The 22,981-nt window shown below is 73.4% G+C and carries 24 protein-coding genes and 3 tRNA genes; 20 read left to right on the top strand and 7 right to left on the bottom strand.

Annotated features, from left to right (window positions below):
• Positions 1 to 23: 23 nt before the first annotated feature.
• The 4 genes from AB0C87_RS18995 to AB0C87_RS18980 all read right to left on the bottom strand — a co-directional run bounded on the left by AB0C87_RS18995 (position 24) and on the right by AB0C87_RS18980 (position 3,854).
• The gene (locus tag AB0C87_RS18995; protein WP_360578679.1) at positions 24 to 899 is read right to left on the bottom strand and encodes an NAD(P)-dependent oxidoreductase; all 876 of its coding nucleotides are present in this window, start codon (positions 897 to 899) and stop codon (positions 24 to 26) included.
• A complete protein-coding gene (locus tag AB0C87_RS18990; protein ID WP_345174908.1) occupies positions 896 to 1,630 on the bottom strand; it encodes an SDR family oxidoreductase in 735 nt (244 codons plus the stop codon). Before AB0C87_RS18990 ends, AB0C87_RS18995 begins: the two co-directional genes overlap by 4 nt.
• Positions 1,627 to 3,057: an aldehyde dehydrogenase gene (locus AB0C87_RS18985; protein WP_345174910.1), complete on the bottom strand. Its 1,431-nt coding sequence runs from the start codon at positions 3,055 to 3,057 to the stop codon at positions 1,627 to 1,629. The genes AB0C87_RS18990 and AB0C87_RS18985 overlap by 4 nt, the downstream gene beginning before the upstream one ends.
• A gap of 92 nt (positions 3,058 to 3,149) precedes the next feature.
• The gene (locus AB0C87_RS18980; protein ID WP_360578677.1) at positions 3,150 to 3,854 is read right to left on the bottom strand and encodes an enoyl-CoA hydratase-related protein; all 705 of its coding nucleotides are present in this window, start codon (positions 3,852 to 3,854) and stop codon (positions 3,150 to 3,152) included.
• Between the two features lie 73 nt (positions 3,855 to 3,927).
• Here AB0C87_RS18980 and AB0C87_RS18975 point away from each other — a divergent pair, with 73 nt between their 5' ends.
• The 11 genes from AB0C87_RS18975 to AB0C87_RS18925 all read left to right on the top strand — a co-directional run bounded on the left by AB0C87_RS18975 (position 3,928) and on the right by AB0C87_RS18925 (position 11,291).
• Positions 3,928 to 4,503 carry a TetR/AcrR family transcriptional regulator gene (locus AB0C87_RS18975; RefSeq protein ID WP_360578675.1) on the top strand — a complete coding sequence of 192 codons (576 nt, stop codon included), beginning with the start codon at positions 3,928 to 3,930 and terminating at the stop codon, positions 4,501 to 4,503.
• Positions 4,504 to 4,598: 95 nt separating this feature from the next.
• Positions 4,599 to 6,089 (top strand): protein kinase, encoded by a 1,491-nt coding sequence (locus AB0C87_RS18970; RefSeq protein ID WP_360578673.1) that lies wholly within the window; start codon positions 4,599 to 4,601, stop codon positions 6,087 to 6,089.
• Positions 6,090 to 6,318: 229 nt separating this feature from the next.
• A tRNA-Leu gene (locus tag AB0C87_RS18965) sits at positions 6,319 to 6,392 on the top strand.
• A gap of 5 nt (positions 6,393 to 6,397) precedes the next feature.
• Positions 6,398 to 6,470, top strand: a tRNA-Leu gene (locus tag AB0C87_RS18960).
• A gap of 25 nt (positions 6,471 to 6,495) precedes the next feature.
• A tRNA-Tyr gene (locus AB0C87_RS18955) sits at positions 6,496 to 6,579 on the top strand.
• Between the two features lie 59 nt (positions 6,580 to 6,638).
• On the top strand, positions 6,639 to 7,226 hold the full coding sequence (locus tag AB0C87_RS18950; protein ID WP_360578671.1) for a helix-turn-helix domain-containing protein: 588 nt from the start codon (positions 6,639 to 6,641) through the stop codon (positions 7,224 to 7,226).
• 10 nt (positions 7,227 to 7,236) lie between these two features.
• Entirely contained in the window at positions 7,237 to 8,433 is a 1,197-nt protein-coding gene (locus tag AB0C87_RS18945) for a cytochrome P450 (RefSeq protein ID WP_360578669.1), read from the top strand.
• On the top strand, positions 8,433 to 9,212 hold the full coding sequence (locus tag AB0C87_RS18940) for an SDR family oxidoreductase (protein ID WP_360578667.1): 780 nt from the start codon (positions 8,433 to 8,435) through the stop codon (positions 9,210 to 9,212). Before AB0C87_RS18945 ends, AB0C87_RS18940 begins: the two co-directional genes overlap by 1 nt.
• Positions 9,209 to 10,549, top strand: a complete 1,341-nt coding sequence (locus tag AB0C87_RS18935) for a cytochrome P450 (protein ID WP_360578665.1) — start codon at positions 9,209 to 9,211, stop codon at positions 10,547 to 10,549. The genes AB0C87_RS18940 and AB0C87_RS18935 overlap by 4 nt, the downstream gene beginning before the upstream one ends.
• Entirely contained in the window at positions 10,546 to 10,740 is a 195-nt protein-coding gene (locus tag AB0C87_RS18930; RefSeq protein WP_360578664.1) for a ferredoxin, read from the top strand. The genes AB0C87_RS18935 and AB0C87_RS18930 overlap by 4 nt, the downstream gene beginning before the upstream one ends.
• Complete coding sequence (locus tag AB0C87_RS18925) at positions 10,737 to 11,291, top strand: nuclear transport factor 2 family protein (RefSeq protein WP_345174927.1); 555 nt, start codon at positions 10,737 to 10,739, stop codon at positions 11,289 to 11,291. Before AB0C87_RS18930 ends, AB0C87_RS18925 begins: the two co-directional genes overlap by 4 nt.
• Before the next feature lie 16 nt (positions 11,292 to 11,307).
• Here the strand turns inward: AB0C87_RS18925 and AB0C87_RS18920 are convergent, their stop codons facing one another.
• Complete coding sequence (locus AB0C87_RS18920; RefSeq protein WP_360578662.1) at positions 11,308 to 11,865, bottom strand: DUF3515 domain-containing protein; 558 nt, start codon at positions 11,863 to 11,865, stop codon at positions 11,308 to 11,310.
• The gene (locus AB0C87_RS18915; RefSeq protein ID WP_345174931.1) at positions 11,774 to 12,007 is read right to left on the bottom strand and encodes an Lrp/AsnC ligand binding domain-containing protein; all 234 of its coding nucleotides are present in this window, start codon (positions 12,005 to 12,007) and stop codon (positions 11,774 to 11,776) included. Before AB0C87_RS18915 ends, AB0C87_RS18920 begins: the two co-directional genes overlap by 92 nt.
• A 133-nt stretch (positions 12,008 to 12,140) precedes the next feature.
• On the opposite strand from AB0C87_RS18915, the gene AB0C87_RS18910 reads away from it, so the two are divergent.
• From AB0C87_RS18910 to thiD, 3 genes are all read left to right on the top strand, one after another.
• The gene (locus AB0C87_RS18910) at positions 12,141 to 13,061 is read left to right on the top strand and encodes a thiamine-phosphate kinase (RefSeq protein WP_360578660.1); all 921 of its coding nucleotides are present in this window, start codon (positions 12,141 to 12,143) and stop codon (positions 13,059 to 13,061) included.
• Positions 13,062 to 13,163: 102 nt separating this feature from the next.
• Positions 13,164 to 14,054, top strand: a complete 891-nt coding sequence (locus AB0C87_RS18905) for a cellulose binding domain-containing protein (protein ID WP_345174935.1) — start codon at positions 13,164 to 13,166, stop codon at positions 14,052 to 14,054.
• A gap of 66 nt (positions 14,055 to 14,120) precedes the next feature.
• Positions 14,121 to 14,924, top strand: coding sequence for a bifunctional hydroxymethylpyrimidine kinase/phosphomethylpyrimidine kinase (thiD, locus tag AB0C87_RS18900; RefSeq protein ID WP_360578658.1), 804 nt, complete (start codon positions 14,121 to 14,123; stop codon positions 14,922 to 14,924).
• Between the two features lie 105 nt (positions 14,925 to 15,029).
• Here the strand turns inward: thiD and rpmB are convergent, their stop codons facing one another.
• The gene (gene rpmB / locus AB0C87_RS18895) at positions 15,030 to 15,224 is read right to left on the bottom strand and encodes a 50S ribosomal protein L28 (protein WP_067632165.1); all 195 of its coding nucleotides are present in this window, start codon (positions 15,222 to 15,224) and stop codon (positions 15,030 to 15,032) included.
• A 185-nt stretch (positions 15,225 to 15,409) separates the two neighbouring features.
• Here rpmB and AB0C87_RS18890 point away from each other — a divergent pair, with 185 nt between their 5' ends.
• The 6 genes from AB0C87_RS18890 (at position 15,410) to AB0C87_RS18865 (ending at position 22,924) form a co-directional block, all read left to right on the top strand.
• Positions 15,410 to 16,987 carry a DAK2 domain-containing protein gene (locus tag AB0C87_RS18890; protein ID WP_360578656.1) on the top strand — a complete coding sequence of 526 codons (1,578 nt, stop codon included), beginning with the start codon at positions 15,410 to 15,412 and terminating at the stop codon, positions 16,985 to 16,987.
• Between the two features lie 32 nt (positions 16,988 to 17,019).
• On the top strand, positions 17,020 to 19,209 hold the full coding sequence (gene recG / locus AB0C87_RS18885; RefSeq protein WP_360578655.1) for an ATP-dependent DNA helicase RecG: 2,190 nt from the start codon (positions 17,020 to 17,022) through the stop codon (positions 19,207 to 19,209).
• A gap of 57 nt (positions 19,210 to 19,266) precedes the next feature.
• Positions 19,267 to 19,347 carry a putative leader peptide gene (locus AB0C87_RS18880; RefSeq protein ID WP_143227168.1) on the top strand — a complete coding sequence of 27 codons (81 nt, stop codon included), beginning with the start codon at positions 19,267 to 19,269 and terminating at the stop codon, positions 19,345 to 19,347.
• A 64-nt stretch (positions 19,348 to 19,411) separates the two neighbouring features.
• Positions 19,412 to 20,275, top strand: a complete 864-nt coding sequence (locus tag AB0C87_RS18875) for a HEAT repeat domain-containing protein (RefSeq protein WP_360578653.1) — start codon at positions 19,412 to 19,414, stop codon at positions 20,273 to 20,275.
• Between the two features lie 600 nt (positions 20,276 to 20,875).
• Positions 20,876 to 21,442, top strand: a complete 567-nt coding sequence (gene rsmD / locus AB0C87_RS18870; protein ID WP_345174947.1) for a 16S rRNA (guanine(966)-N(2))-methyltransferase RsmD — start codon at positions 20,876 to 20,878, stop codon at positions 21,440 to 21,442.
• Between the two features lie 30 nt (positions 21,443 to 21,472).
• Complete coding sequence (locus AB0C87_RS18865) at positions 21,473 to 22,924, top strand: penicillin-binding transpeptidase domain-containing protein (protein WP_360578651.1); 1,452 nt, start codon at positions 21,473 to 21,475, stop codon at positions 22,922 to 22,924.
• The last annotated feature ends 57 nt before the right edge of the window (positions 22,925 to 22,981 follow it).

Genomic DNA, 22,981 nt, shown 5'->3' with positions numbered 1-22,981 from the left:
CCACGCCCCCCGGTTCGCTCCGCTCAGTCATTGGCCTCTCCCACCAACCCCAGCCCCGCACCGAACCGGTCGAGGGCGATCCGGGCGAGCGGGGTGTCGACGCCGAGCTCGTCCGCCAGCTCCAGCGCGAGCGCCAGGTCCTTCTCGCCGAGATCCCGCGTGTGCCGCAGGATGTCGTACAGGTCGTCGTCCGGCTCCAGCGGCGCGGTCGTCGGCCGCAGCATGATCGAGCCCGCGCCGCCGGTGATCGCGTCGGTGTGCCGGACGACCCTGCCGAGCTTGCGCAGCGACACCCCCGCCGCCTCCGCGAGCCGCTGCGCCTCCGCGGCGGCCGTGAACGAGATGAAGTGCAGCATGTTGCGGGCCAGCTTCGCGCGGGTGCCCGCGCCGACCGGCCCCATGTGCAGGACGAGGTCCGCCCAGGCGCCGAACGGCTCGCGGCACCGCTCGAACGCCTCGTCCGACCCCCCGACCATGACCGCGAGGCTGCCCGCGCTCGCCCCCATGAACCCGCCGCTCACCGGCGCGTCCACCACCTCGATCCCGTAGCGCCGCGCTCGCGAGGCCAGGTCCTCGGCGGTCCGCGCGCGGATGGTCGAGTGGACGGCGAGGACCGTGCCCGGACGCGCGCTCGCGAGGACCTCCTCGCCCACCTCCGTCACCTGGGCGTCGTCCCGGACCATGACCGAGACCAGGTCGCAGTGCGCGGCCACCTCGGCGACGCTCCTCGCGGCCCGCGCACCCGCCTTCACCAGCGGCGCCATCGCCTCGGCCCGCGCGTCGTACACGGCCAGGCCCCGGCCCGCCAGGTGGGTCGCCATGGGCGCCCCCATCTGCCCGAGCCCGACGAAGCCGACCGCCCTGCGTTCACCCTGCGGGGGGACGCGCGCATCGCTCATGCCCGGAACACCTCGCCGCCGTCCACGTTGAGGATCTGGCCGGTGATCCACGCGGCGTCGTCCGACAGCAGGAACAGGCACGCTCCCACCAGGTCCTCGGGCGACCCCATCCGCTTGAGCGCCATCTTGTCCCGGACGATCTTCTGCGACATGTTCCCCGGCACGACGGCCCGGTTGGCCTCGGTGTCGATCGGGCCCGGCGCGATCGCGTTCACGCGGATGTTCATGCCGCCCAGCTCGTGCGCGAGCTGCTGCGTGAGCCCGTTGACGCCGACCTTGGCCAGCCCGTAGAAGCCCGAGTACTGCCACGCCGCCGTGGACGACTGGTTGACGATCGAACCGCCGCCGCGCGCCTGCATGTGGGGGTGGCAGGCGCGGGCGCACAGCAGCGCGCCGTCCATGTTCACCGACATGAACTTCTTGTAGTAGTCCCAGTCGACGGTGAAGAGGAAGTCCAGCTTCATCGTTCCGAAGATGGCGGCGTTGTTGACGAGATGGTCGATCCCGCCGAACCGCTCCGCCGCCTCCCCGGCCATGGCGTCCACGGACGCGGGGTCGGACACGTCCGTCCGCACGAACAGGCCCTTGATGTCGTCCGCGACGTCCCGGCCGCGCTCGTCCACGTCCGCGACGACCACGTGGGCGCCCTCGGAGGCCAGCGCACGCGCGTACGCCTCGCCGATTCCCTGCGCGGCCCCGGTGACGACCGCGACCTTTCCCTCGAACCTCACACGCCCTCCGCGATCGCCTTGGTCTCCAGGTACTCCTCGAAACCGGCCACGCCCATCTCGCGGCCGATGCCCGACTGCTTGTAGCCCCCGAAGGGGACGTCCGCGCCGTACCAGACGCCGCCGTTCACGCTGACCGTCCCGGTCCGCAGCCTCCGCGCGACCCCGCGCGCCCGCTCGACGTCCCCGCCGTGCACCGCGCCCGACAGCCCGTACGGCGAGTCGTTCGCGATCCGCACCGCGTCGTCGTCGCCGTCGTGCGGCAGGATCACCAGCACCGGGCCGAAGATCTCCTCCCGCGCCGCGCGGGAGTCGTTGGTCAACCCGGTGATCAGCGTCGGCTCGATCCAGAAGCCCCTGTCCCGGCCCTCCGGGCGGCCGCCGCCGCAGGCGAACGCGCCGCCGTCCTTGACGGCCAGGTCCAGGTAGCCCTCGATCCGCTCGCGCTGGCGCGCCGAGATGACCGGGCCGCAGATCGTCCGGTCGTCCTGCGGGTCGCCGGCGCCGAGCTTCGCCAGCGCCCCGGCGGTGATCTCCACGGCCTCGTCGTGGCGTTCGCGCGGGACGAGGATCCGGGTCGTGATCGCGCAGCCCTGACCGGCGTGGGTGATGCCGGCGAACGCCGCGTACGAGCACGCGGCCCGCAGGTCGGCGTCGTCCAGGACCACGAACGCCGACTTGCCGCCGAGCTCCAGGAACACCCGCTTGAGCGTCCCGGCCGCGCTCGCCATCACGTCGCGCCCCGTCGCGGTGGACCCGGTGAACGACACCAGGTCGACGCGGGGATCCCGGGTGAGCTGGGCGCCCAGCGCGTGATCGGACGAGGTGACCACGTTGACCACGCCCGGCGGGATGTCGGTCTCCTCCGCGATGACCTCGCCGAGCACCGCCGCGCACCAGGGCGTGTCGGGCGCCGGCTTCAGCACCACCGTGTTGCCCGCCGCCAGCGCCGGGCCCAGCTTGGCGAGGTTGATCTGGTGCGGGAAGTTCCACGGGGTGACGGCGCCGACGACGCCCACCGCCTCCCGGACGACCCGCCGGTGGCTGGGCATCCCCATCGGCTCGGCCCGCCCGAGGTCCCGCTCCCAGCCGTACTCCTCGACCAGGTCCGCGAACCACGCGAGGTCGTCGACGGGCGCGTCCAGCTGGGCCCCGAACGTCAGGAACCTCGGCGCGCCCACCTCCTTGATCGTGAGTTCGCGCAGCTCGTCGGCGCGCCGCCGCAGCCCTTCCCGGAACTGCCGCAGGCACCGCGCGCGGAAGGCGTGGTCGGTCGACCACCCGGTCTCGTCGAACGCGCGGCGCGCGGCCGCGATCGCCCGGTCCATGTCGTCTGCGGAGGCGTCGGCGGCGGTGCCGAGCACCTCCTCGGTCGCGGGATTGATCGTCTCGAAGGCGCCGCCCGCCCCGGGGACGAGACGCCCGTCCACCAGAAGCAAGCGATCGTTTGTTCTGGACACCTGTCCAGACTACAGTTCAGCCCCCGCCGGGACGCAAGACGCCCACGCGAATTCGCGTCTGGTCACGTGCGCGTGGGCAGGGCGGCCAGGGCGAGAGTCGTTTCGTTCTTCAGGGCATCTGCCTCGGGGAGAGGGCCCTGTGCCAGGAGGGACGCGCGCGCGGCCTGGAGGGCCGGGGCGGGGAGGGACGCTATCCGGGCGGCCAGGGCAAGCGCAGTCTCCAGGGCTTCGCCGGGCGGGGTGAGGGCGGTCAGCAGGCCCCAGCTCGCGGCTTCCCGGGCGGAGATGCGGCGGGCGGTCAGGAGGGCGTCCAGGGCGCGGGGCTGCCCCACCAGGCGGGGGAGACGGACGGTGGCGCCGTCCAGGGACGGGAGGCCGTGCTCGAAGTTGAGCAGGCCGAACTCGGCGGTCTCCGACGCCACCCGGAGGTCGCACCACAGGGCCAGTTCGAAGCCGCCGCCGAAGCAGTAGCCCTCGATCGCCGCGATCACCGGCTTGGACGGGCGGGCGCGCGTGACGGCCATCGGGGGCGGGCCGCCGGCGGTCGGGGCGGGGAAGTCGCCCGCGGCCATCGCCTTCAGGTCGCTGCCCGCGCAGAAGGCCCCGCCGGCGCCGGTCACCACGGCGGCCTTCGCGTCGCCGTCCTCGAAGGCGCGGACCGCGTCGGCCAGCCGCCGGGCGGTCGGCCCGTCGACCGCGTTGCGGCGGTCCGGGCGGTCGAGGGTGATGACGTGGACGGGGCCGCGGCGTTCGGTTCGCACGCTCATGAGCGCCTCCTGTCTGGATCGATCGTCATAGTAGATAGATCGATCTAGTGAGGGCAATGGCTAGGGTGTCCCCATGACGCGCGACACACGGACCCGGCTGCTGGAGGCCAGCGCCCAGCTGTTCCGCGAGCAGGGGTACGCCGGGACGGGGCTCAAGCAGATCACCGCGGCGGGCGAGGCGCCCTGGGGGTCGCTGTACCACTTCTTCCCGGGCGGGAAGGAGCAGCTGGGGGCCGAGGCCGTGCGGCATTCGGGCGATCGGTACCTGCGCCTGTTCGACCGCGTGTTCGCGCGGGCCGACCAGAGCCTGGAGCGGTCGGTCCTCGACATGTTCCGGCTGAGCGCGGAGGCGTTGGAGAGGTCGGAGTGGGGCGACGGGTGCCCGATCGCGACCGTGGCGCTGGAGGTCGCCAGCACGAGCGAGCCGCTGCGGCACGCGTGCGCGGAGGTGTTCGCGTCGTGGGAGCTCTCCCTCGCGCGCAGGCTGGCCGAGGGCGGGATCCCGGACGCGCGCGCGAAGGATCTGTCCACCTACGTGCTGAGCGCCTTCGAGGGGGCGCTCGTGCTCAGCCGGACGGCGCACGACGTCCGTCCGCTGGAGGTGACCGCCGAGGTGGTGGCCCGGACGTTGCGGGCCGAGCTCGGCTGAGGGGCGCGGGCCCGGGGAGATGGCGGACCGGGCCGCGTGAAGTGTGGGGATGTGCCAGGCTTGTAGGGCCGATCGCCGTCCCGAGGAGTATGTCCGTGCCGCACGCCGACCTGCCGGAACGCATCGGCCCCTACCGGGTCGTCGACCGTCTCGGCGAGGGCGGCATGGGGACGGTGTACGCGGGGCTGGACGCGTCCGGGCGCAAGGTCGCCCTCAAGGTGATCCGGCGGGAGTACGCGGCCGACCGGCAGTACCGCGCGCGGTTCGAGGCGGAGGTCGCGGCGGCCAAGCGGGTGCGCGCGTTCTGCACGGCGCCGGTCCTGGACGCCGACCCCGCGGCGGACCCGCCCTACCTGGTGACCGAGTTCGTCAACGGCCCCAGCCTGGACGACGCCGTCGCGAAGGAGGGGGCGCTGCGCGGCGCCGACCTGGAGGCCGTCGCGGTCGGCATCGCGACCGCGCTGACCGCCATCCACGACGCCGGGGTGGTGCACCGCGACCTCAAGCCCGCCAACGTGCTGCTGTCCACGTTCGGGCCGCGCGTCATCGACTTCGGCATCGCCCGCTCGCTGGACGGGACGCGCCTCACCGCGACCGGCGGCATCATCGGCACGCCCGCGTTCATGGCCCCCGAGCAGCTGGACGGGCGCGGCGCGAGCCCGGCGTCCGACGTGTTCGCCTGGGGCGCGACCGTGGCCTTCGCGGCGCGCGGCGGGCCGTGCTTCGGCGGCAACTCGCTGCCGGCGGTCATCCACCAGATCATCAGCGGCGAACCCGAACTGGGCGGGCTGGACGGCACGCTGCTCAAGGCCGTCCAGGCGGCGCTGGCCAAGGACCCGGCGCGGCGGCCGTCCGCCCAGGCGCTGCTGGACGGCCTCATCTCCAGCGGGGTCCGGCAGCCCGCGCCCTCCACGCAGCACACCCAGCACACCCGGGCGCCCGGCCGGCACCGCGCCGAGACGCCGGCCCCATCGCCCACTCCGGGCGGGGACCGCGCCGAGGCGCCCTCCCGGCCGCCGACCGAGACGCCGGGGACGCAGGCGCCGGGGGTCGCCCCGGCCCTCGCCGCGGGGGAGGCCGCGGCGCTCGTCGAGGGGCAGTACCGGCAGGCCGCGCAGGCCGGCGACCCCACCGCGATGCGCAACCTCGCCGTCCTGCTCAGCGGGCAGGGGCGGACCGCCGAGGCGGAGAGCTGGAGCCGCTACGCCGACGCGATCGACGCCCGGCAGGCCGTCTACCAGCAGCCGACCGGGTACCAGCAGCAGACGGGCTACCAGGGGCAGACCGGCTACCAGGGCCACCCTTCCCAGGCGCCCCACCAGTACACGGCCGCGCGTCATGCGCACGGCAAGCCGCCCATGAACAGCCTCGCGATCTACGCGGTGTCCATGGGCGCGGTGGGTCTCATCACCTGCGGGCTGCCGTCCATCCCCGCGATCGTCGCCGGGCACATGGCCTGGGTGCGGCTGCGGCGCTCCGGCGAGCGCGGGCTCGGGCTCGCGGTGACGGGGATCGCGCTCGGCTGGATCATGGTCGCGTTCTGGGCGCTGGTCGCGTTCGGCGCGGCCCTGCCGGACGAGAACTGAGCCGAAAACCCGTTGCGGCCGCCGCGCCGCCGGTGGCACCGTTGACGACGTCAGCCCGTCCGAGACAGGGACGGTGACGCGAGACGCCCGAGAGGAGGACCGGCCATGGCTCTGGAGCAGTATCGACTCCGACTGCCCTCGGCGTCGCACGCCCGCCCCGGCCGGTATCCCGTCTCCTAGAGGCCCCGGCCGAGCCGCCGCGAGCGACGCCCGTCCAGGCGAGTTCCCCGCGGCTCTACTCCAACCGGCAGAGAGACCACTCTCAGGAAGTGGACGTTCCGGGTTCGAATCCCGGGAGCCGCACGCATGCCTCCGTAGTCCAACGGCAGAGACGGCAGCATGAGGTGCTGTGCGCTGGGGGTTCGAATCCCTCCGGAGGTACGGCGCGGGCCCGCGGCCCGCGCGAGGGGCGGCGCCGACGTTCGGAGAGTCGGGCTTGGCTGTAACCCAAGTGTCGCTGACTGAGTGGGTTCGAATCCCACCCGCCTCACCGGGGACGACGCGCCGGGGCGTTGCGCGCGGTCCGGTTCTGAACTAATGTCTGGACACGTGTCCGGAAAACCCGAACCCCTGACCGAGCCCACCCGGCGCCGCCTCACCGAGCGGCAGGCCGACACGGTGCGGCGGCTGACCACCGCCGCCGTGGTGGAGGTCGCCGAGACCGGCTACGAGGGCCTGACCGTCCGCAACGTGGCCCGCCGCGCCGGCGTGGCGCCCGCGACCGCGTACACCTACTTCGCCTCCAAGAACCACCTGATCACCGAGGTGTTCTGGCGGCGGCTCAGCGCCCTGCCCCCCGTTGAGGCGGACGGCACGCTGCGCGAACGGGTGGTGGGGACGCTCCGCGAGATCGCGCTGCTGGTCTCGGACGAGCCGGACCTCGCGGCGGCGTGCACCACCGCGCTGCTCGGCACCGACCCCGACGTCCGCGAACTGCGGACGCGGATCGGCTACGCGATCCGCGAACGGCTCCGCGCGGCGCTGCGCGAGCACGACGACCCCAAGATCCTCGGCGCGCTGGAACTGGCCTACACCGGCGCGCTCCTGTACGCGGGCATGGGCTACACCTCCTACGCCCGCATGGCCGACCGGCTCGCCGAGATGGCGGAGCTCATCCTGCCCGAACCCCCCGAGTGAGGTGACGGCCGTGGACCCTGCCGCGCAGGTCTCCTACAGCCCCTTCGACTACGCCGTCCACGAGGATCCCTACCCCCTCTACGCGCGCCTCCGCGAGGAGGCGCCCCTCTACCGCAACGACGAGATCGGCTTCTGGGCGCTGTCCCGGCACGCCGACGTGTCCGCGGCCTTCCGCGACCACGCGACCTTCTCCAACTCCCACGGCGTCTCGGTGGAGCCGAGCGCCTGGGGCCCCCACGCGCCCCGGACGATGTCGTTCCTCGCGCTCGACCCGCCGCGCCACACCCGCATGCGCGCCCTGGTGTCCAAGGGGTTCACGCCACGGCGGGTCAAGGAGCTGGGGGACGGAATCCTCGCACTGACCAGGCGCCACCTGGAGCCGGCCCTGGAGAAGGGCGAGTTCGACTTCGTCTCCGACTTCGCCGGCCTCCTTCCCATGGACGTCATCTCGGAGATGATGGGCGTCCCCGAGGCCGACCGGGCCGAGGTGCGCCGGCTCGCCGACACGGTCGTCCACCGGGAGGAGGGGCTGAACGACGTCCCGCCCGCGGGGATGGACGCGGCGCTCACCCTCGCCGGCTACTACCAGGACATGGTCGCCGAGCGGCGCCGCGCGCCGGCCGGCGACCTGACCTCCGCGCTCCTGGACGCCGAGATCGACGGCGACCGGCTGGAGGACGAGGAGGTCATCGCCTTCCTGTTCCTGATGGTGGTCGCCGGGAACGAGACCACCACCAAGCTGCTCGCCAACGCCCTGTACTGGGGGGCGCGCAACCCCGACCAGGGCGCCAAGCCGCTCCGCGACCCGGCCCGCGTGGACGACTGGGTGGAGGAGACGCTCCGCTACGACACCTCCAGCCAGATGCTCGCCCGGAAGGTCGTGCGCGACGTCGAGCTGCACGGGCGGCGCGTCCGCGAGGGCGACCGCGTGCTCCTGCTGGTCGGATCGGCCAACCGCGACCCCCGCGCGTTCGACGACGCCGACGCCTACGACCTCGACCGCGACACCTCGCAGCTCGTCAGCTTCGGCGGCGGACGGCACTTCTGCCTCGGCGCGAACCTGGCGCGGCTGGAGGCGCGCATCGCGCTGACCGAGTTCGTGCGCCACGTCTCCTCCTACGAGGTCGACTACGACGGCGCGGAGCGCGTGCACTCGGTGAACGTCCGCGGTTTCGCCGCCCTGCCCCTGCGCGTGGAGGTGCGCTGATGCCCAGGTTCGACCCCCATCCGCGGCGGCGCCCGGCCGTGGTGACCGGCGCCTCCTCCGGGATCGGCGCGGCGACGGCGACGGCGCTGGCGATGGCCGGGCACCCGGTCGCGCTCGGCGCGCGGCGCGTCGACAAGTGCGAGGAGCTGGCCGCGACGGTCCGGGCCGGCGGGGGAGAGGCGTTCGCGCACCCGCTGGACGTCGCCGACTCCGACTCGGTCAAGGCGTTCGCCGCGGCGGCCGCCGACGCGCTCGGCCCCGTCGAGGTCGTCGTCTCCAGCGCCGGCGACCTGTCCGCCGGGCGCCTGCACGAGCTCGACACCGCCGAGTTCCTCGCGCAGGTGCAGGTCCACCTCGTCGGCGCGCACCGGCTCGTGTCGCAGTTCGTCCCGCAGATGGTGGCGCGGCGGCGCGGCGACATCGTGTTCGTCTCCTCCGACACCGTCCCCGCGCCGCGCTCCTGGACGGGCGCCTACGTCGCGGCCAAGAACGGCGTCGAGGGGATGGCCCGCACCATGCAGATGGAGCTGGAGGGGACGGGCGTGCGGGCGTCCGTCGTCCGGCCGGGGCCGACCGCGACCGGCATGGGCATGAGCTGGGACGCGGAGACCACCGGCGCCGTCCTGGAGGACTGGGCCAGGTGGGGCCACGCCCGCCACCCCTACTTCCTGCGCCCGTCCGACGTCGCCGCCGCCGTCGCCGCGATCGTCGCGACCCCGCGCGGCGCCCATCTCCGGCTCGTCGAGGTCCAGCCCGAAGCACCGTTGGAGGAGTCGTGACCGCACTGGTGGAGCCGCGCGTCGTGTCGGGCGGGCCCGACCACCTGGAGGAGCTGCGCTCGGACCCGATCGGGCTGATGCGGCGGGTCCGGGAGGAGTGCGGCGACGTCGGCGAGTTCCGCCTCGCCGGACGCCGCGTCGTGCTGCTGTCGGGCGCGGAGGCCAACGAGTTCTTCTTCCGCGCCCCCGACGAGGAGCTCGACCAGGCCGAGGCCTACCCCTTCATGACGCCGATCTTCGGCGAGGGCGTGGTGTTCGACGCCACGCCGGAGCAGCGCCGCGAGGCCCTGCACAACCAGGCCCTCAAGGGCTCGTTCATGAAGGGGCACGCCGCGACGATCTCCGCCGAGGTCGACCGGATGGTCGCCGGCTGGGGCGAGGAGGGCGAGATCGACCTGCTCGACTTCTTCGCCGAGCTGACGATCTACACCTCGTCCGCGTGCCTGATCGGGCGCAAGTTCCGCGAGCAGCTCGACCGCCGGTTCGCCGACCTGTACCACGACCTCGAACGCGGCACCGACCCGATCGCCTACGTCGACCCCCACGCCGACATCGAGAGCTTCCGGCGGCGGGACGCGGCGCGCGCGGCGCTGGTGGAGCTCGTCCAGCAGATCATGGACTCGCGGCCGCCGAACCCGCCCAGGCAGGACCGCGACCTGCTCGACGTGCTGATGTCGATCCGGGACGCGGACGGCGCGCTCAAGTTCGACGCCGACCAGGTCACCGGCATGTTCATCTCGATGATGTTCGCCGGGCACCACACCACGTCCGGCACCGCCGCCTGGACGCTCATCGAGCTGCTCCGCCACCCCGGCGTCCTGGACGGCGTGGTCCGCGAGCTGGACGAGCTGTACGCCGACGGCCGCGAGGTCTCCTTCCAGGCGCTGCGCGCCATCCCGAACCTGGAGTCGGCGATCAAGGAGGCGCTGCGGCTGCATCCGCCGCTGATCCTGCTGCTGCGGGTCGCGCAGTCCGACCAGGAGGTGGTCGGGCACCGCATCCCGGCGGGCACCATGGTCGGCTGCGGCCTCGCCGTGTCCAACCGGATCGAGGCCGACTTCCCCGACGCCGACGCCTTCCACCCCGAGCGCTACGCCGCGCCCCGCGAGGAGGACGTGCTCCACCGCTGGACGTGGGTGCCGTTCGGCGCGGGCCGGCACCGCTGCGTCGGCGCGAACTTCGCGATGATGCAGCTCAAGGCCATCTTCTCGGTGCTGCTGCGGGACTGGGAGTTCGAGCCCGCCCAGCCGCCGGAGAGCTACCGCGACGACCACTCGAAGATGGTCGTCCAGCTCGCCCAGCCCTGCGCCGTCCGCTACCGCCGGAGGCGCCGGTGAGGATCGAGGCCGACCTGGACCTGTGCCAGGGACACGCCATGTGCGAGCTGGAGGCCCCCGACGTCTTCGAGGTGCCGCCCAAGGGCAAGGTCCGCGTCCTGGACGCGGAGCCGCCCGAGGGCACGCGCGCCGAGGTGGCCTCCGCCGTCCGCTACTGCCCGACCCAGGCCCTCAGACTGCTGGAGACATGATGCCCGCGTTCCCCCGTGAAGAGCTCGACGCGATGGTCGAGCACTGGCTGGAGGCCAACCGCCGCTGCGAGGAGGCCGGCGACTGGCGCCCGCTCGCCGACCTCTACACCGAGGACGCCACCTACGGCTGGAACATCGGCCCCGACCAGGACTTCATGGCCGTCGGCCGGGACGAGATCCGCGACATCGCGCTCGGCTCGGAGATGGGCGGCCTGGACGGCTGGACGTATCCGTACCAGAGCATCCTGATCGACGAGCGCAAGGGCGAGGTCGTCGGGTTCTGGAAGCAGGTCGCCGACGCGAGCCGCCCCGACGGGACCCCCTACGAGGTGCTCGGCATCGGCGGGTCCTGGTTCCGCTACGCGGGGGACCGGCGGTGGTCGTGGCAGCGCGACTGGTTCGACCTCGGCAACGTCACCTCGGTGTTCGTCGAGATGATGAAGGCCGGGGTGCTGTCGGACGGGATGAAGCGGCGGCTGGAGCGGGCGGCGTCCGGCGAGCCGATCCCCGGCTACTACCCGCGGGGGGAGAGCCCCGTCCCGATCTGGTGACCCGGGGGGCCGCCGGTCAGATCTGGCCCTCGGGCTTCGCCGGGATCGTCGCCTTGATCGCCGGCCCGAGCTCGATCAGCACGTCGCCGGCCGGGTTGTACTTCGGCGGCACCGTCACCTCGACGTAGGCCTGCCGCCCCACGGCGGTGAAGGTCACCGGCCGCTCCGAGGGCTGCCCGAACCAGTCGATCCCGTTGATGGTCACCAGCTCCGAGGTCTGGCGGAGCGTGGCGGGCAGGGGGACTCCGCAGCGCAGCGCGATCGCGGGGGAGCCCCATGCGGCGGTCAGCGGCGAGTCAGGGGAGGTGTCGCGGCGCTTCTGCCCGTGCACCTTCTCGGGCAGCCGCAGCCCCTGGCAGAGCCGCCGGGTCGCCGCGTCCGGGTTCGGAACCGGAACCTGCACGGCCCCGTCTCCGCACGCCGCGGCGAACAGCGCCAGGCAGCCGAGGACGGCGAGGGAGCGGTGCGCTGCCGCGGAACGTTCAGATGTGGACGATCGGGCACGTGAGGGTCCGCGTGATGCCCTCGACGCCCTGGATCTGCGCGACGACGAGCTTGCCCAGCTCGTCCACATTCCGCGCCTCCGCTCGGACGATCACGTCATAGGGTCCGGTGACGTCCTCCGCCCGGGTCACGCCGGTGATGCCGGAGATGTGGTCCGCCACCTCGGCGGCCTTGCCGACTTCGGTCTGGATGAGGATGTAGGCCTGCACCATCACGTCCTCCCCAAGCGGAGAATCAACCGTCGGAAGGTTCACCGTATCGTGTTACGCGCCGCCGCGGGCGGTCGGGGTACGGCGTGCCCGGTACGAACCGGGAGAAAACCGGGAAAGCGGGGGAACAGCGCAAATGGGCACGATCGGGGAGCTGGGCGAGTTCGGCCTGATCGGCCGCCTGACCCGGCGGCTGCCCCAGGGCCCGGCGGTCCGGCTCGGCCCCGGCGACGACGCCGCGGTGATCGCCGCGCCGGACGGCCGCGTCGTCGCCACCACCGATCTGCTCGTGGAGGGGCGGCACTTCCGCCTCGACTGGTCCGGCCCCTACGACATCGGGCGCAAGGCCGCCGCGCAGAACCTCGCCGACGTCGTCGCCATGGGCGCGAACCCCACGGCGCTGCTCGTCGGCTTCGCCGCCCCGCCCGCGACCCGCGCCGACTGGGCCGAGCGGCTCTACGACGGCCTCGCCGACGAGTGCCGCGCGGCGGGGGCGTCCGTCGCGGGCGGCGACGTCGTGGCCGCGCCGCGGGTCACGCTCGCGATCACCGCGCTCGGCGACCTCGGCGGGGCGGCGCCCCTCACCCGGTCCGGGGCGCGCCCGGGCGACGTCGTGGCCGTCCGGGGCAGGCTGGGCTTCGCCGCCGCCGGGCTCGCGCTCCTGGAGGCCGGGCGGGACGGGCCCGAGGAGCTGATCGCGGCGCACCGGCGTCCCGAGCCGCCCTACACCGCCGGGGAGGAGGCGCGGACCCACGGCGCCACCGCGCTTCTCGACGTCAGCGACGGGCTCGTCCAGGACCTCGGGCACATCGCCGCCGCGAGCGGCGTCCGGATCGACCTCGACTCCGCCTCCGTGCCCGTCCCGGAGATCCTCGGGCCGGACGGGCTGCGCCGCGCGCTCACCGGCGGTGAGGACCACGCGTTCGCCGGGACGTACCCGGCGGACGCCGTCCTGCCGCCCTCCTGGAGGCGGATCGGGACCGTCGCCGAAGGGGCCGGGGTGCGCGTGGACGGGCGCCCGCCGCCCCCCGGAGCATGGGATCATTTCCCAGGCTGAACACCCCGGCGGAGTCAGCGCGTACAGCCGTGTGCGTTGACACATCCGGTAGGCATGCTTGGGACGGGTTTGGTATACATCCTGTGATCGAAGAGGGATGGGATGGGACGACACTCCAGGTTTGAGCAACCGGACGACGACCCCGTACCGGGCGCGGAAGCGTCGCGAGGGCCGTACTTCGGGGCTCCGGTCGACCCCTCTTACGACCTCTTCTCCGGTCCGACCGACGACCGCGTGTACGTCTCGCCGCACGAACAGGTCAGGGCGGGCACGCCGCCGGTCACCGAGCGTCAGCACGACCCGCCGCCCGACCCGTACCGCTTCGCCCCGCTCCCCGGGGACTACCCCGGCGACTACCCGGGCGCTCCCGCGGCGGCGTTCCCCGAGCAGCCGCGCGAGCTGCCGCCCGAACCCGGCGGCACGCCCGGCGCCCCGGAGTCCGGCGACTCCGCCGCGGACGGCTCCGGCAGGAGCGGCTGGACGAAGATCGTCTCCGTGCTCCCGCTCCCGCTGCTCCCGATCGTCGCGCTCGTCATCGCCGTGGGGATCGTCTCCTACGCGCTGAGCACCCAGCAGATCTCCCTCAACTTCGCGGGCGGCTCCCCGAAGACCTCCCAGACCGACCCCCGCGACAACCAGATCACCCAGCGCGGCCCCGGCGGGCGCGCCAGCCGCGGCGCGGGACGCCCCGACGGCCTCGTCATCGGGTTCCGCGTCGCCTCCCGCACCCCCGGCGGGTTCAAGGCGACCGCCACCATCGCCAACAAGGGGCAGCGGCCCGTCAGCGCGTGGGCGCTGGCCTTCAAGATCCCGAACGTCTCGGTCACGGCCGTGCAGGGCGCCACCGTCGTGCGGACCGGCCGGGTCCCCTTCGTCCGCGGCCGCACCGCGATCGCGCCCGGCGGCTCCGTGCGGATCGTTTTCGCCGCGCTGGGCGCTCCGTCCAGGCCGTCCGCCTGCGTCCTCAACAAGCTGCCCTGCACGCTGGTCTGAGGCGCACTCCGGGAGACGCCCTCCGCCGGATCGCCGCTTCCCACAGATCACCATAAAGTGGGCTGTATGACGCGCACTGCCTCCGCCCCGCCCCTCGTGCTCACCATCGCGGGCTCGGACTCCGGCGGCGGCGCCGGCATCCAGGCGGACCTGAAGACCATGCTCGCGCTCGGCGTCCACGGGATGAGCGTCGTCGCCGCCGTCACCGCGCAGAACTCCCTCGGCGTCCAGGGCTACTGGGAACTGCCCCCCGAGGCCGTGCGCGCCCAGCTCGACTCGGTCCTGTCCGACATCGGCGTCCACGCGATCAAGACCGGCATGCTCGCGTCCACCGCCCTCGTCGAGGTCGTCGCCGAGGCGCTCGCCACGTCCGGCGCCCCCGCCGTCGTCGACCCGGTCGGCGTCTCCAAGCACGGCGACTCCCTGCTCGCGCCGGAGGCCGTGGACGCCGTCCGCTCGGTGCTGCTGCCGGCCGCGACCGTCGTCACGCCCAACCTGTACGAGGTGGAGCAGCTCACCGGCGTCAAGGTCGTGGACGAGTCCGGGCTGCGCGAGGCCGCCGAGGCGGTCAAGGCGCTCGGCCCCGCCTGGGTGCTGATCAAGGGCGGCCACCTGCCGGGCGAGCCCGCCGACCTGCTGTTCGACGGCGAGCGCGAGCACCGCTTCACCGCCCCCAGGCACGACAACCGGCACACCCACGGGACCGGCTGCACGCTCGCGTCCGCCATCGCCTCGCACCTGGCGCTCGGCGACGACGTCCCGGCGGCGGTGGCCAAGGCCAAGGAGTACGTGACGGGCGCGATCGCGGCGGGTTTCCCGCTCGGCGCCGGCATCGGCCCCGTCGACCACGCCTGGCGGTACCGCGACTGAACGGCGCCGCGACCCCCGGGAACGCGAAAGTCGGCTCACCGGGAATCCCGATGAGCCGACCGAAGCCGTGAAGCGGACCGCCCCGCGGGGGCGGCCCGGCCGGGCTCAGACCGTCGGCTTGACGATCTTGCCGGCCTTGATGCAGGACGTGCAGGCGTTGATCCGCTTGGTGCTGCCGTTCACGACGGCGCGCACGCGCTGGATGTTGGGGTTCCAGCGGCGCGGGGTGCGGCGGTGCGAGTGGGAGACGCGCATGCCGAAACCGGGTCCCTTGCCGCAGACGTCGCAGACGGAAGCCACGGGAAACTCCAAGTGGTGTCGATGCTCTGATCGGAGCGCCACCCGGCTGCCGCCTCGGGCGGGCCGGGCATCATGGACGCTCACTGATGAGCGCCACGAACGTGGCGCGTGGACCAGACTAGCCGACAGCGCGACGGGTTAGCGAATCGGCGGCGCCGCGACCCGGCGGCGCGGAAGGGAGCACGGTGGCCCTCGACCATGCGGCGGCGCGGCGGTGGTGCAGGCTCGCGGCGGAGGCCCTCGGGCGGACGAGAGCCGAGATCGACGCCCTCAACGTGTTCCCCGTCCCGGACGGCGACACCGGCACCAACCTGCACCTGACCGTCGTCGCGGCGGCCGACGCCCTCGACGAGCCGCCGGGCGGCGCGGACCCGTGGCGGACCCTGGCGCAGGGCGCGCTGCTCGGCGCCCGGGGCAACTCCGGTGTGATCCTGAGCCAGGTGTTCCGGGGCCTCGCCGACGTCCTCGGCCCGCTGGAGGCGCCCCCGGACGGCGCGTCGCTCGCGGCCGCCCTCGACCACGCGTCCGTCCTGGCCCGCGGCGCCGTCGAGCACCCCGTCGAGGGCACGATCCTGAGCGTCCTCGCCGAAGCCGCCGCGGCCTGCGCGGCGGCACCCGGAACCGCGCTCCCGGAGGCCGCGCGGGCCGCCGCCGCGGGCGCCCGGCAGGCGCTGCGCCGCACCCCCGGCCAGCTGGAGGTGCTGGCCCGCAGCGGCGTCGTGGACGCCGGCGCGGCCGGGCTCTGCGTGGTGCTCGACGCCCTCGCCGCCGTGATCACCGACGAGTACCCCGAGCGGTACGACGTCCCGCCCCGCACCGCCGGGACGCCCGCGCCCGCGGGCCGGACCCGGGCGCCGCAGGGCTTCGGCTACGAGGTGATGTACCTGCTGGACGCGCCCGACGGCGCCGTCCACACCCTGCGCGAACGCCTCGACGTCCTCGGCGACTCCCTCGTCGTCGTCGGCGGCGACGGGCTGTGGAACGTGCACGTCCACGTCGACGACGCCGGGGCCGCCGTCGAGGCGGGCATGGCGGCGGGACGCCCGCACCGGATCCGCGTCACCTACCTGGACGCCGCCGAAGGCGGACCGCACGCGCCGCACACCGGCCGCGCGGTGGTCGCCGTCACCGCCGCCGACGGGCTGGCCGCGCTGTTCGAGGAGAGCGGGGCCCGGGTCGTGCGGCGCGAGCCCGGAGCCGTCCCGCCCCTCGCGGTGCTCGCCGAGGCCATCCTCGCCGCGGGCGACGAGGTGGCCGTGCTGCCGAACGAGCCGGAGGTCCTCGCCCTCGCCGAGGCCGCCGCGGAGCGCGCGAGGGACGGCGGCGCGCGGATCGCGGTGGTCCCGACGAAGGCGTCCGTCCAGGGCATGGCGGCGCTCGCCGTGCACGACCCGCTGCGCCGCTTCGCCGAGGACGTGATCGAGATGACCCGCGCCGCCGGCGCCACCCGCTTCGGCCACCTGGAGGTCGCCGCGCAGGAGGCGGTGACGAGCGCCGGCCTCTGCCAGCCCGGCGACGTCCTCGGCCTGATCGAGGGCGACGTCGCGACGATCGGCGCGGACCTCGCCGCGGTGGCCCGCGATGTCCTCGACCGGATGCTGTCGGGCGGCGGCGAGCTGGTCACGCTGATCCCCGGCCGGCACGCCCCGCCCGGCCTCGCCGCCGGCCTGGAGGACCACTTGCGCCGGCGGCGCCCCGACGCGGAGGTCGGCGTCTACGCCGGCGACCAGGAACGCTACCCCCTCCTCATCGGCGTCGAGTGATTCCCGTCGTCCCCATCGGCTAGAAAAGACCCGTGGCAACTCTCGACGAGCCGTTGCGCAAGGTCCTCGGCGACAAGACGGCCAACGCGCTGAAGAAGGGCCTCGACCTGCACACGGTCGGCGACCTGCTGCACCACTACCCGCGCCGCTACGCCCACCGCGGCGAGCTGACGCAGCTCAGCGGCCTGCAGGACGGCGAGCACGTGACGGTCATGGCCGAGGTCGTGAAGGTGCAGGGCCGCTCCCTCACCCGCAGCCCCGGGTACGTCCTGGAGATCACCGTCACCGACGGGACCGGCGAGCTCAAGCTCAGCTTCTTCGGCCGCAAGGGCTCCTACCGTCCCGAGAAGGAGCTGTCCCCGGGCACCCGCGGCCTGTTCGCCGGGAAGATCAGCACCTACGTGCCCCGCAGCGGCAGGACCGTCCGGCAGCTGACCCACCCGCAGTACAAGGTCGTCCACGAGAAGGGCGCCGAGGAGGCCGCGCAGGAGTGGGCCGACGAGATCATCCCGATCTACCCGTCCGCCAAGTCGCTGCCCATCGAGGCGATCAGCACGTCCGTCGAGACCGTCCTCGGCCAGCTCGACCTGCCGGACGACCCCATGCCCGCCGCGCTCCTGCGCCGCCGCCACCTGATCGGCCTGCGGGAGGCGTACGAGGGCATCCACCGCCCCCGCACCTGGGACGAGCTCGGCCGCGCCAAGGCCCGCCTCAAGTGGGACGAGGCCTTCGTCGTCCAGGTGGCCCTGGCCCAGCGCCGCGTCGCCGCCGCGGCCCTGCCCGCCAAGCCCCGCCCCCCGTCCTTCGAGGGCGTCCAGTCGGAGTTCGACGCGCGCCTGCCCTTCGAACTCACCGAGGGCCAGCGCCAGGTCGGCGACGAGATAGCCGCCGACCTGGCCGAACACCACCCGATGCACCGCCTCCTCCAAGGCGACGTCGGCGCCGGAAAGACGGTGGTCGCGTTGCGGGCGATGTTGCAGGTGGTGGACGGGGGAGGGCAGGCCGCGCTGCTGGCGCCGACCGAGGTGCTCGCGCAGCAGCACTACCGGTCGATCACCGGGATGCTCGGCGACCTGGCGCAGGCCGGGCAGATCGGCGGCGCCGAGCACGCCACCCGGGTGGCGCTGCTGACCGGGTCGCAGGGGGCGAAGGCGCGCAAGGAGGCGCTGCTGGAGGCGGCGTCCGGCGCGGCCGGGATCGTCGTCGGCACCCACGCGCTGCTGCAGGAGACCGTCCAGTTCGCCGACCTCGGGCTCGTCGTGGTCGACGAGCAGCACAGGTTCGGCGTCGAGCAGCGCGACGCCCTGCGCGAGAAGGTCGACGGCGGCCGTCCCCACGTGCTGGTCATGACGGCGACGCCGATCCCGCGCACCGTGGCCATGACCGTCTTCGGCGACCTGGAGACGTCGGTGCTCGGGCAGCTCCCGGCGGGCCGGTCGCAGATCCAGACGCACGTCGTCCCGCCGGAGAAGCCCGCGTTCCTCGCCCGTACCTGGGAGCGCATCAAGGAGGAGGCGGCGAACGGCCGGCAGATCTACATCGTCTGCCCGCGCATCGGCGAGCAGGAGGGCGACGAGGGCGACGCCGTCGTCGCCGAGGAGGGCGAGCGCCGGTCCCCGCTGGGGATCATGGAGGTGCTGCCGAAGTTGGAGGAGCTCCTCGACGGGCTGCGCATCGGCGTCCTGCACGGCAAGCTGCACCCGGACGAGAAGGACGCGGTGATGCGCCGCTTCACCGCGCGGGAGCTCGACGTCCTGCTCGCCACCACGGTCATCGAGGTCGGCGTGGACGTGCCCAACGCCACCGTCATGGTGATCATGGATGCGGACCGGTTCGGCGTCTCCCAGCTCCACCAGCTGCGCGGGCGCGTCGGCCGCGGCTCCCTGCACGGCCTCTGCCTGCTCGTCACCGACGCCGCGCCGGGCAGCAAGGCCCGCGAGCGGCTGGACGCGGTCGCCTCCACCACCGACGGGTTCAAGCTGTCCCGGCTCGACCTGGAGCAGCGCCGCGAGGGCGACGTGCTCGGCGCCGCGCAGGCCGGCCGCTCGTCCAGCCTGCGGCTGCTCACGCTCCAGCGCGACGAGGACGTCATCCGCGACGCCCGCGAGGAGGCCACCGCGCTCGTCGAGGCCGATCCGGACCTGTCGGAGCATCCCGGCCTGGCCACCGTCCTGGCGTCCCTGCTGGACGAGGAGCGCGCGGACTTCCTGGAGAAGACATAACCGGTATTGCCGACCTATTTGGTTGACAACAGCGCCCGGGCGGGACACGATGAACGCGTGAACCCGAGTCGTGCGCTGATCGCCCGCCTCCACGTCGACCTCCGGCGCCAGGCGAGCGCCCTGTGTTCCCGTCGCTGATCCCGAGCCCCCGGCGGGCCCCTGCCCGCCTCCGGATCCGACGGCCGACCAGGAGGCCACCCCCATGACTCGAAGCATCCGGCTCGACCAGGCGGAGGCGTCCCTCCGCGACCCCGACCCCGCGACCCGCGCCGGCGCCCTCACGGCGCTCGCCCGCGCCGCCCGCGCCGGAGAAGCGCCCCGCGGCACCGGCGACACCTTCGCCTGGGCGCTCGCCGACGAACACGAAGACGTCCGCCGCGTCGCCGCAGACGCCCTGCGCGACCTGCCCGAGCTCTACTTCGGCGACGACGGCGTCGACGCCCTGCTCCTCGCCGCGGCCCGCGGCCGCGACACCGCCGTCCGCGACACCGCCGCCGACCTCATCGGCATCCTCGCCAAAGGCGCCGGCGAACTGTACGCCCAAGGCTTCGAGGACGACGAACCGCAGGTCCGCATCCAGGCCGTCCTCGGCCTCATCGCGCTGCGCGAGACCGCCCGCGTCGCCGAGGCCGCCGACGACCCCTCCCGCGAGGTCCGCGTCGCCGTCGCCGAAGGCCTCGGCCGCCTCGCCCACCCCTCCGGCCTCCCCGCGCTCGAACACCTCCTCACCGACCACGACCCCGTCGTCCGCATCGCCGCCCTCACCGCCGCCGCCGAACTCGGCATCCCCGAACCCCTCGAAGGACGCGTCGTCACCGCGATCGCCCACACCAACTGGCAGGTCCGCTGCCACGCCGTCCGCGCCCTCGCCCAGGCCCGCCCCGACGTCGCCGTCCAACCCCTCATCAAGGCCCTGCACGACCGCACGGTCGACGTCCGCAGAGCCGCCGTCCAGGCCCTCGAACAGTGGGCCACCGACAACCCGGAGGTAGTGACCGCCCTGACCGAAACCCTCGCCGACCCCGACCCAGGCGTCCGAACCCAAGCCCGCTGGAGTCTTGCTTAATTGCCTTTTTCTCCTCCTTCGGGCCTGGCGGCCCTCCATCGTCGATAAAGGCGGGCGATCGCTGGCATCGCTTCGTCTCGCCTGGCGGCTCGCTGCGCGATCAGATTCTTGCTTCGCTTGAATCTGCCTTCGGACGCGATCGCAACGGGGAGGTCGTTGCGGGGTTGCTGCGGTGGCTGAGGCCGTCGTAGTAGTGGGTTTCTGTTGTCTTGCACGGCTCGCCTGGCGGCTCGCTAGGCGGTGAGGATCTCGCGTTCGCTCGTTTGAGTAGGGCGCGAAGGTGACGTGGCCGGTCCTTCGGTCCGGAGTTGGTACCGGCCGCGAGCGGGCCGTCAGCGTGGCACGGCGCTGGCGGCCCGCTGTGCTTATTGCTTACGCCCCGTCTTCGATCTCATCCTTCTGCGCAGACCTCAGCCACCGCCGCAACCACGCAACAGCCTCAATGGTTGCGATCGCGTCCGAAGGCAGGTTCGAGCTTGCGAGAACCTGATCGCGCAGCGAGCCGCAAGGCGAGACGGAGCGATGCCAGCGATCGCCCGCGTTTTTCGACGATGGAGGGCCGCCAGGCCCGAAGGAGGAGAAGAACGCAATACTAAGACCGTGAGTCGGGTTATTGCGGGTAGTGCTGGGGGGCGGCGGTTGGCCGTGCCGGCGGGGCGGGAGACCCGGCCGACCAGCGATCGGGCGCGGGAGGGGCTTTTCTCCACGGTTCTGGCGTTGCTCGGGCCGCTGGACGGGCTGCGTGTCGCCGATCTGTACGCGGGGTCGGGGGCGGTGGGGCTTGAAGCGCTGTCGCGGGGGGCCGGGCATGCGCTGCTGGTCGAGTCGCATCCGCGGGCGATGAAGGTGATCCGGCAGAACGCCGAGACGCTCGGGTTGCCGGGTGCCGTCCCCTGCGCCGACAAGGTGGAGCGGCTCGTCCGCAAGGCGCCGGACGAGCCCTACGACCTGATTTTCGCCGACCCGCCTTACGCGCTGGCGGACGTGTCCGTGACCTCTCTGCTGGAGGAGCTGCGCGACAACGGGTGGGCGTCCCCGGATGCGCTGGTCGTGGTGGAACGCGCCGCGCGGGGCCCGGCGCTGGAGTGGCCCGACGGGTATGAGGCGGAGCGGGAGCGGCGTTACGGCGAGGCGGTGTTCTGGTACGGCCGTGCGGTCGCCCGTTGACATTCCGGTGGTTCGGGTAGGGGAACGCCCATGAAGCCCGGGATCGACCGCGCGGTGGCGCGTACCTGGGTCATCACCCTGCTCTTTTTTCTGGCGCTGATGGTGAACGTCACCTACGTACAGGGCTTCCAGGCGCAGAGCCTGCGGGACGACTCGCTCAACGCCCGGCAGTTCGAGGACCGGTTCAAGATCGACCGGGGGCCGATCGTGGCGGGCGGCGAACGGCTCGCGTGGTCCGAGCAGGTCGGCGACGACCGGTTCCAGCGCCGCTACAAGGACGGCGCCGCGTTCGCGCCGGTCACCGGCTACTTCTCGGTGTTCTCCCAGACCGGTCTGGAGGAGGCCGAGAACCATTTCCTGGACGGGACCGACGCCCGTCTCGCCACCTCCAACCTCGTCGACAAACTGATCGGCAAGCACGTCCCCGGCGGGACGGTGGAGTCCACCATCGATCCGGACGCGCAGCGCGCCGCCTACGAGGCGCTGAAGTCCAGCGGCGCGGGCCGGGGCGCGGCGGTCGTCCTCGACGCGCGCACCGGCGCGATCCGGGTGATGGCCTCCACGCCGTCCTACGACCCGAACGAGGTGTCGACGCTCGACCGGAAACGGGCCACCGAGGCGTTCGACCGGCTCGGCGACCAGCCGCGCAAGCCGCTGCTCAACAAGGCCGCCTACGAGCTGTTCCCGCCCGGCTCCACGTTCAAGACCGTGGTCGCCGCGGCGGCGCTGAGGTCGGGCACGAGCGAGGACACGCGGGTCAGGGCCGGGCGCAGCTACAGGCCTCCGGGCGCCGGGCAGGCGATCAACAACGACGCGGGCGACATCGGCGGCTCCTGCGACCTCTCCCGGATCCCTCTCATCGAGGCGTACGCGCAGTCCTGCAACACCACGTTCGCCTATATGGGCGCCCAGAAACCGGGCAACGACGCCGTGAACGCGCAGGCGGGCAGGTTCGGGTTCGGCGACCGGATCGAGTTCGCGCACGGGCTGAAGAGCGCCTCCAGTTCCTTCCCGGCGACCGACCAGCCGTCGCTCAGCGCGCTCGGTTCCATCGGGCAGGGCAGCACGGTCGCCTCGCCGCTGCAGATGGCCATGGTCGCCGCCGCGGTCCTCGACGACGGGGAGGTCATGCGGCCCCGGCTGGTGGACAGGCTGCGCGCCCCGGACGGGTCGACGGTCGACAAGATCTCGTCCCAGCGGATGTCGCGCGCGCTGACCGCGGACCAGGCGAAGCAGATGCGGGACATGATGGAGGCCGTGGTCGAGCGGGGCACCGGCAAGTCACTGCGGGGGACGTCCATCCTCGGCGGCAAGACCGGGACCGCCGACGTCGAGGGCGCCTCCTACAACGACCGTTGGTTCATCGGGTTCGGCCCGCGCAGCGACCCCCGGTACGCCGTCGCGGTGATGACCGAGGCGTCCGGCTACGGCATCGAGTCGGGCCCCGTCGCGGCCAGGATCATCGACGCGCTGCGCGGCTGAGGACGGCCCCGGCGAGCCCGGTGGAAACCCGGCCGAATGCGATTTGGTACGTTCACG

Origin of the sequence: Actinomadura sp. NPDC048021 (genome assembly GCF_040653135.1) — a bacterium.
Lineage (GTDB): Bacteria > Actinomycetota > Actinomycetes > Streptosporangiales > Streptosporangiaceae > Spirillospora > Spirillospora verrucosospora.
The sequence above is the reverse complement of the archived record's forward strand: the minus strand, read 5'-3'. Positions and strand labels throughout refer to the sequence as shown.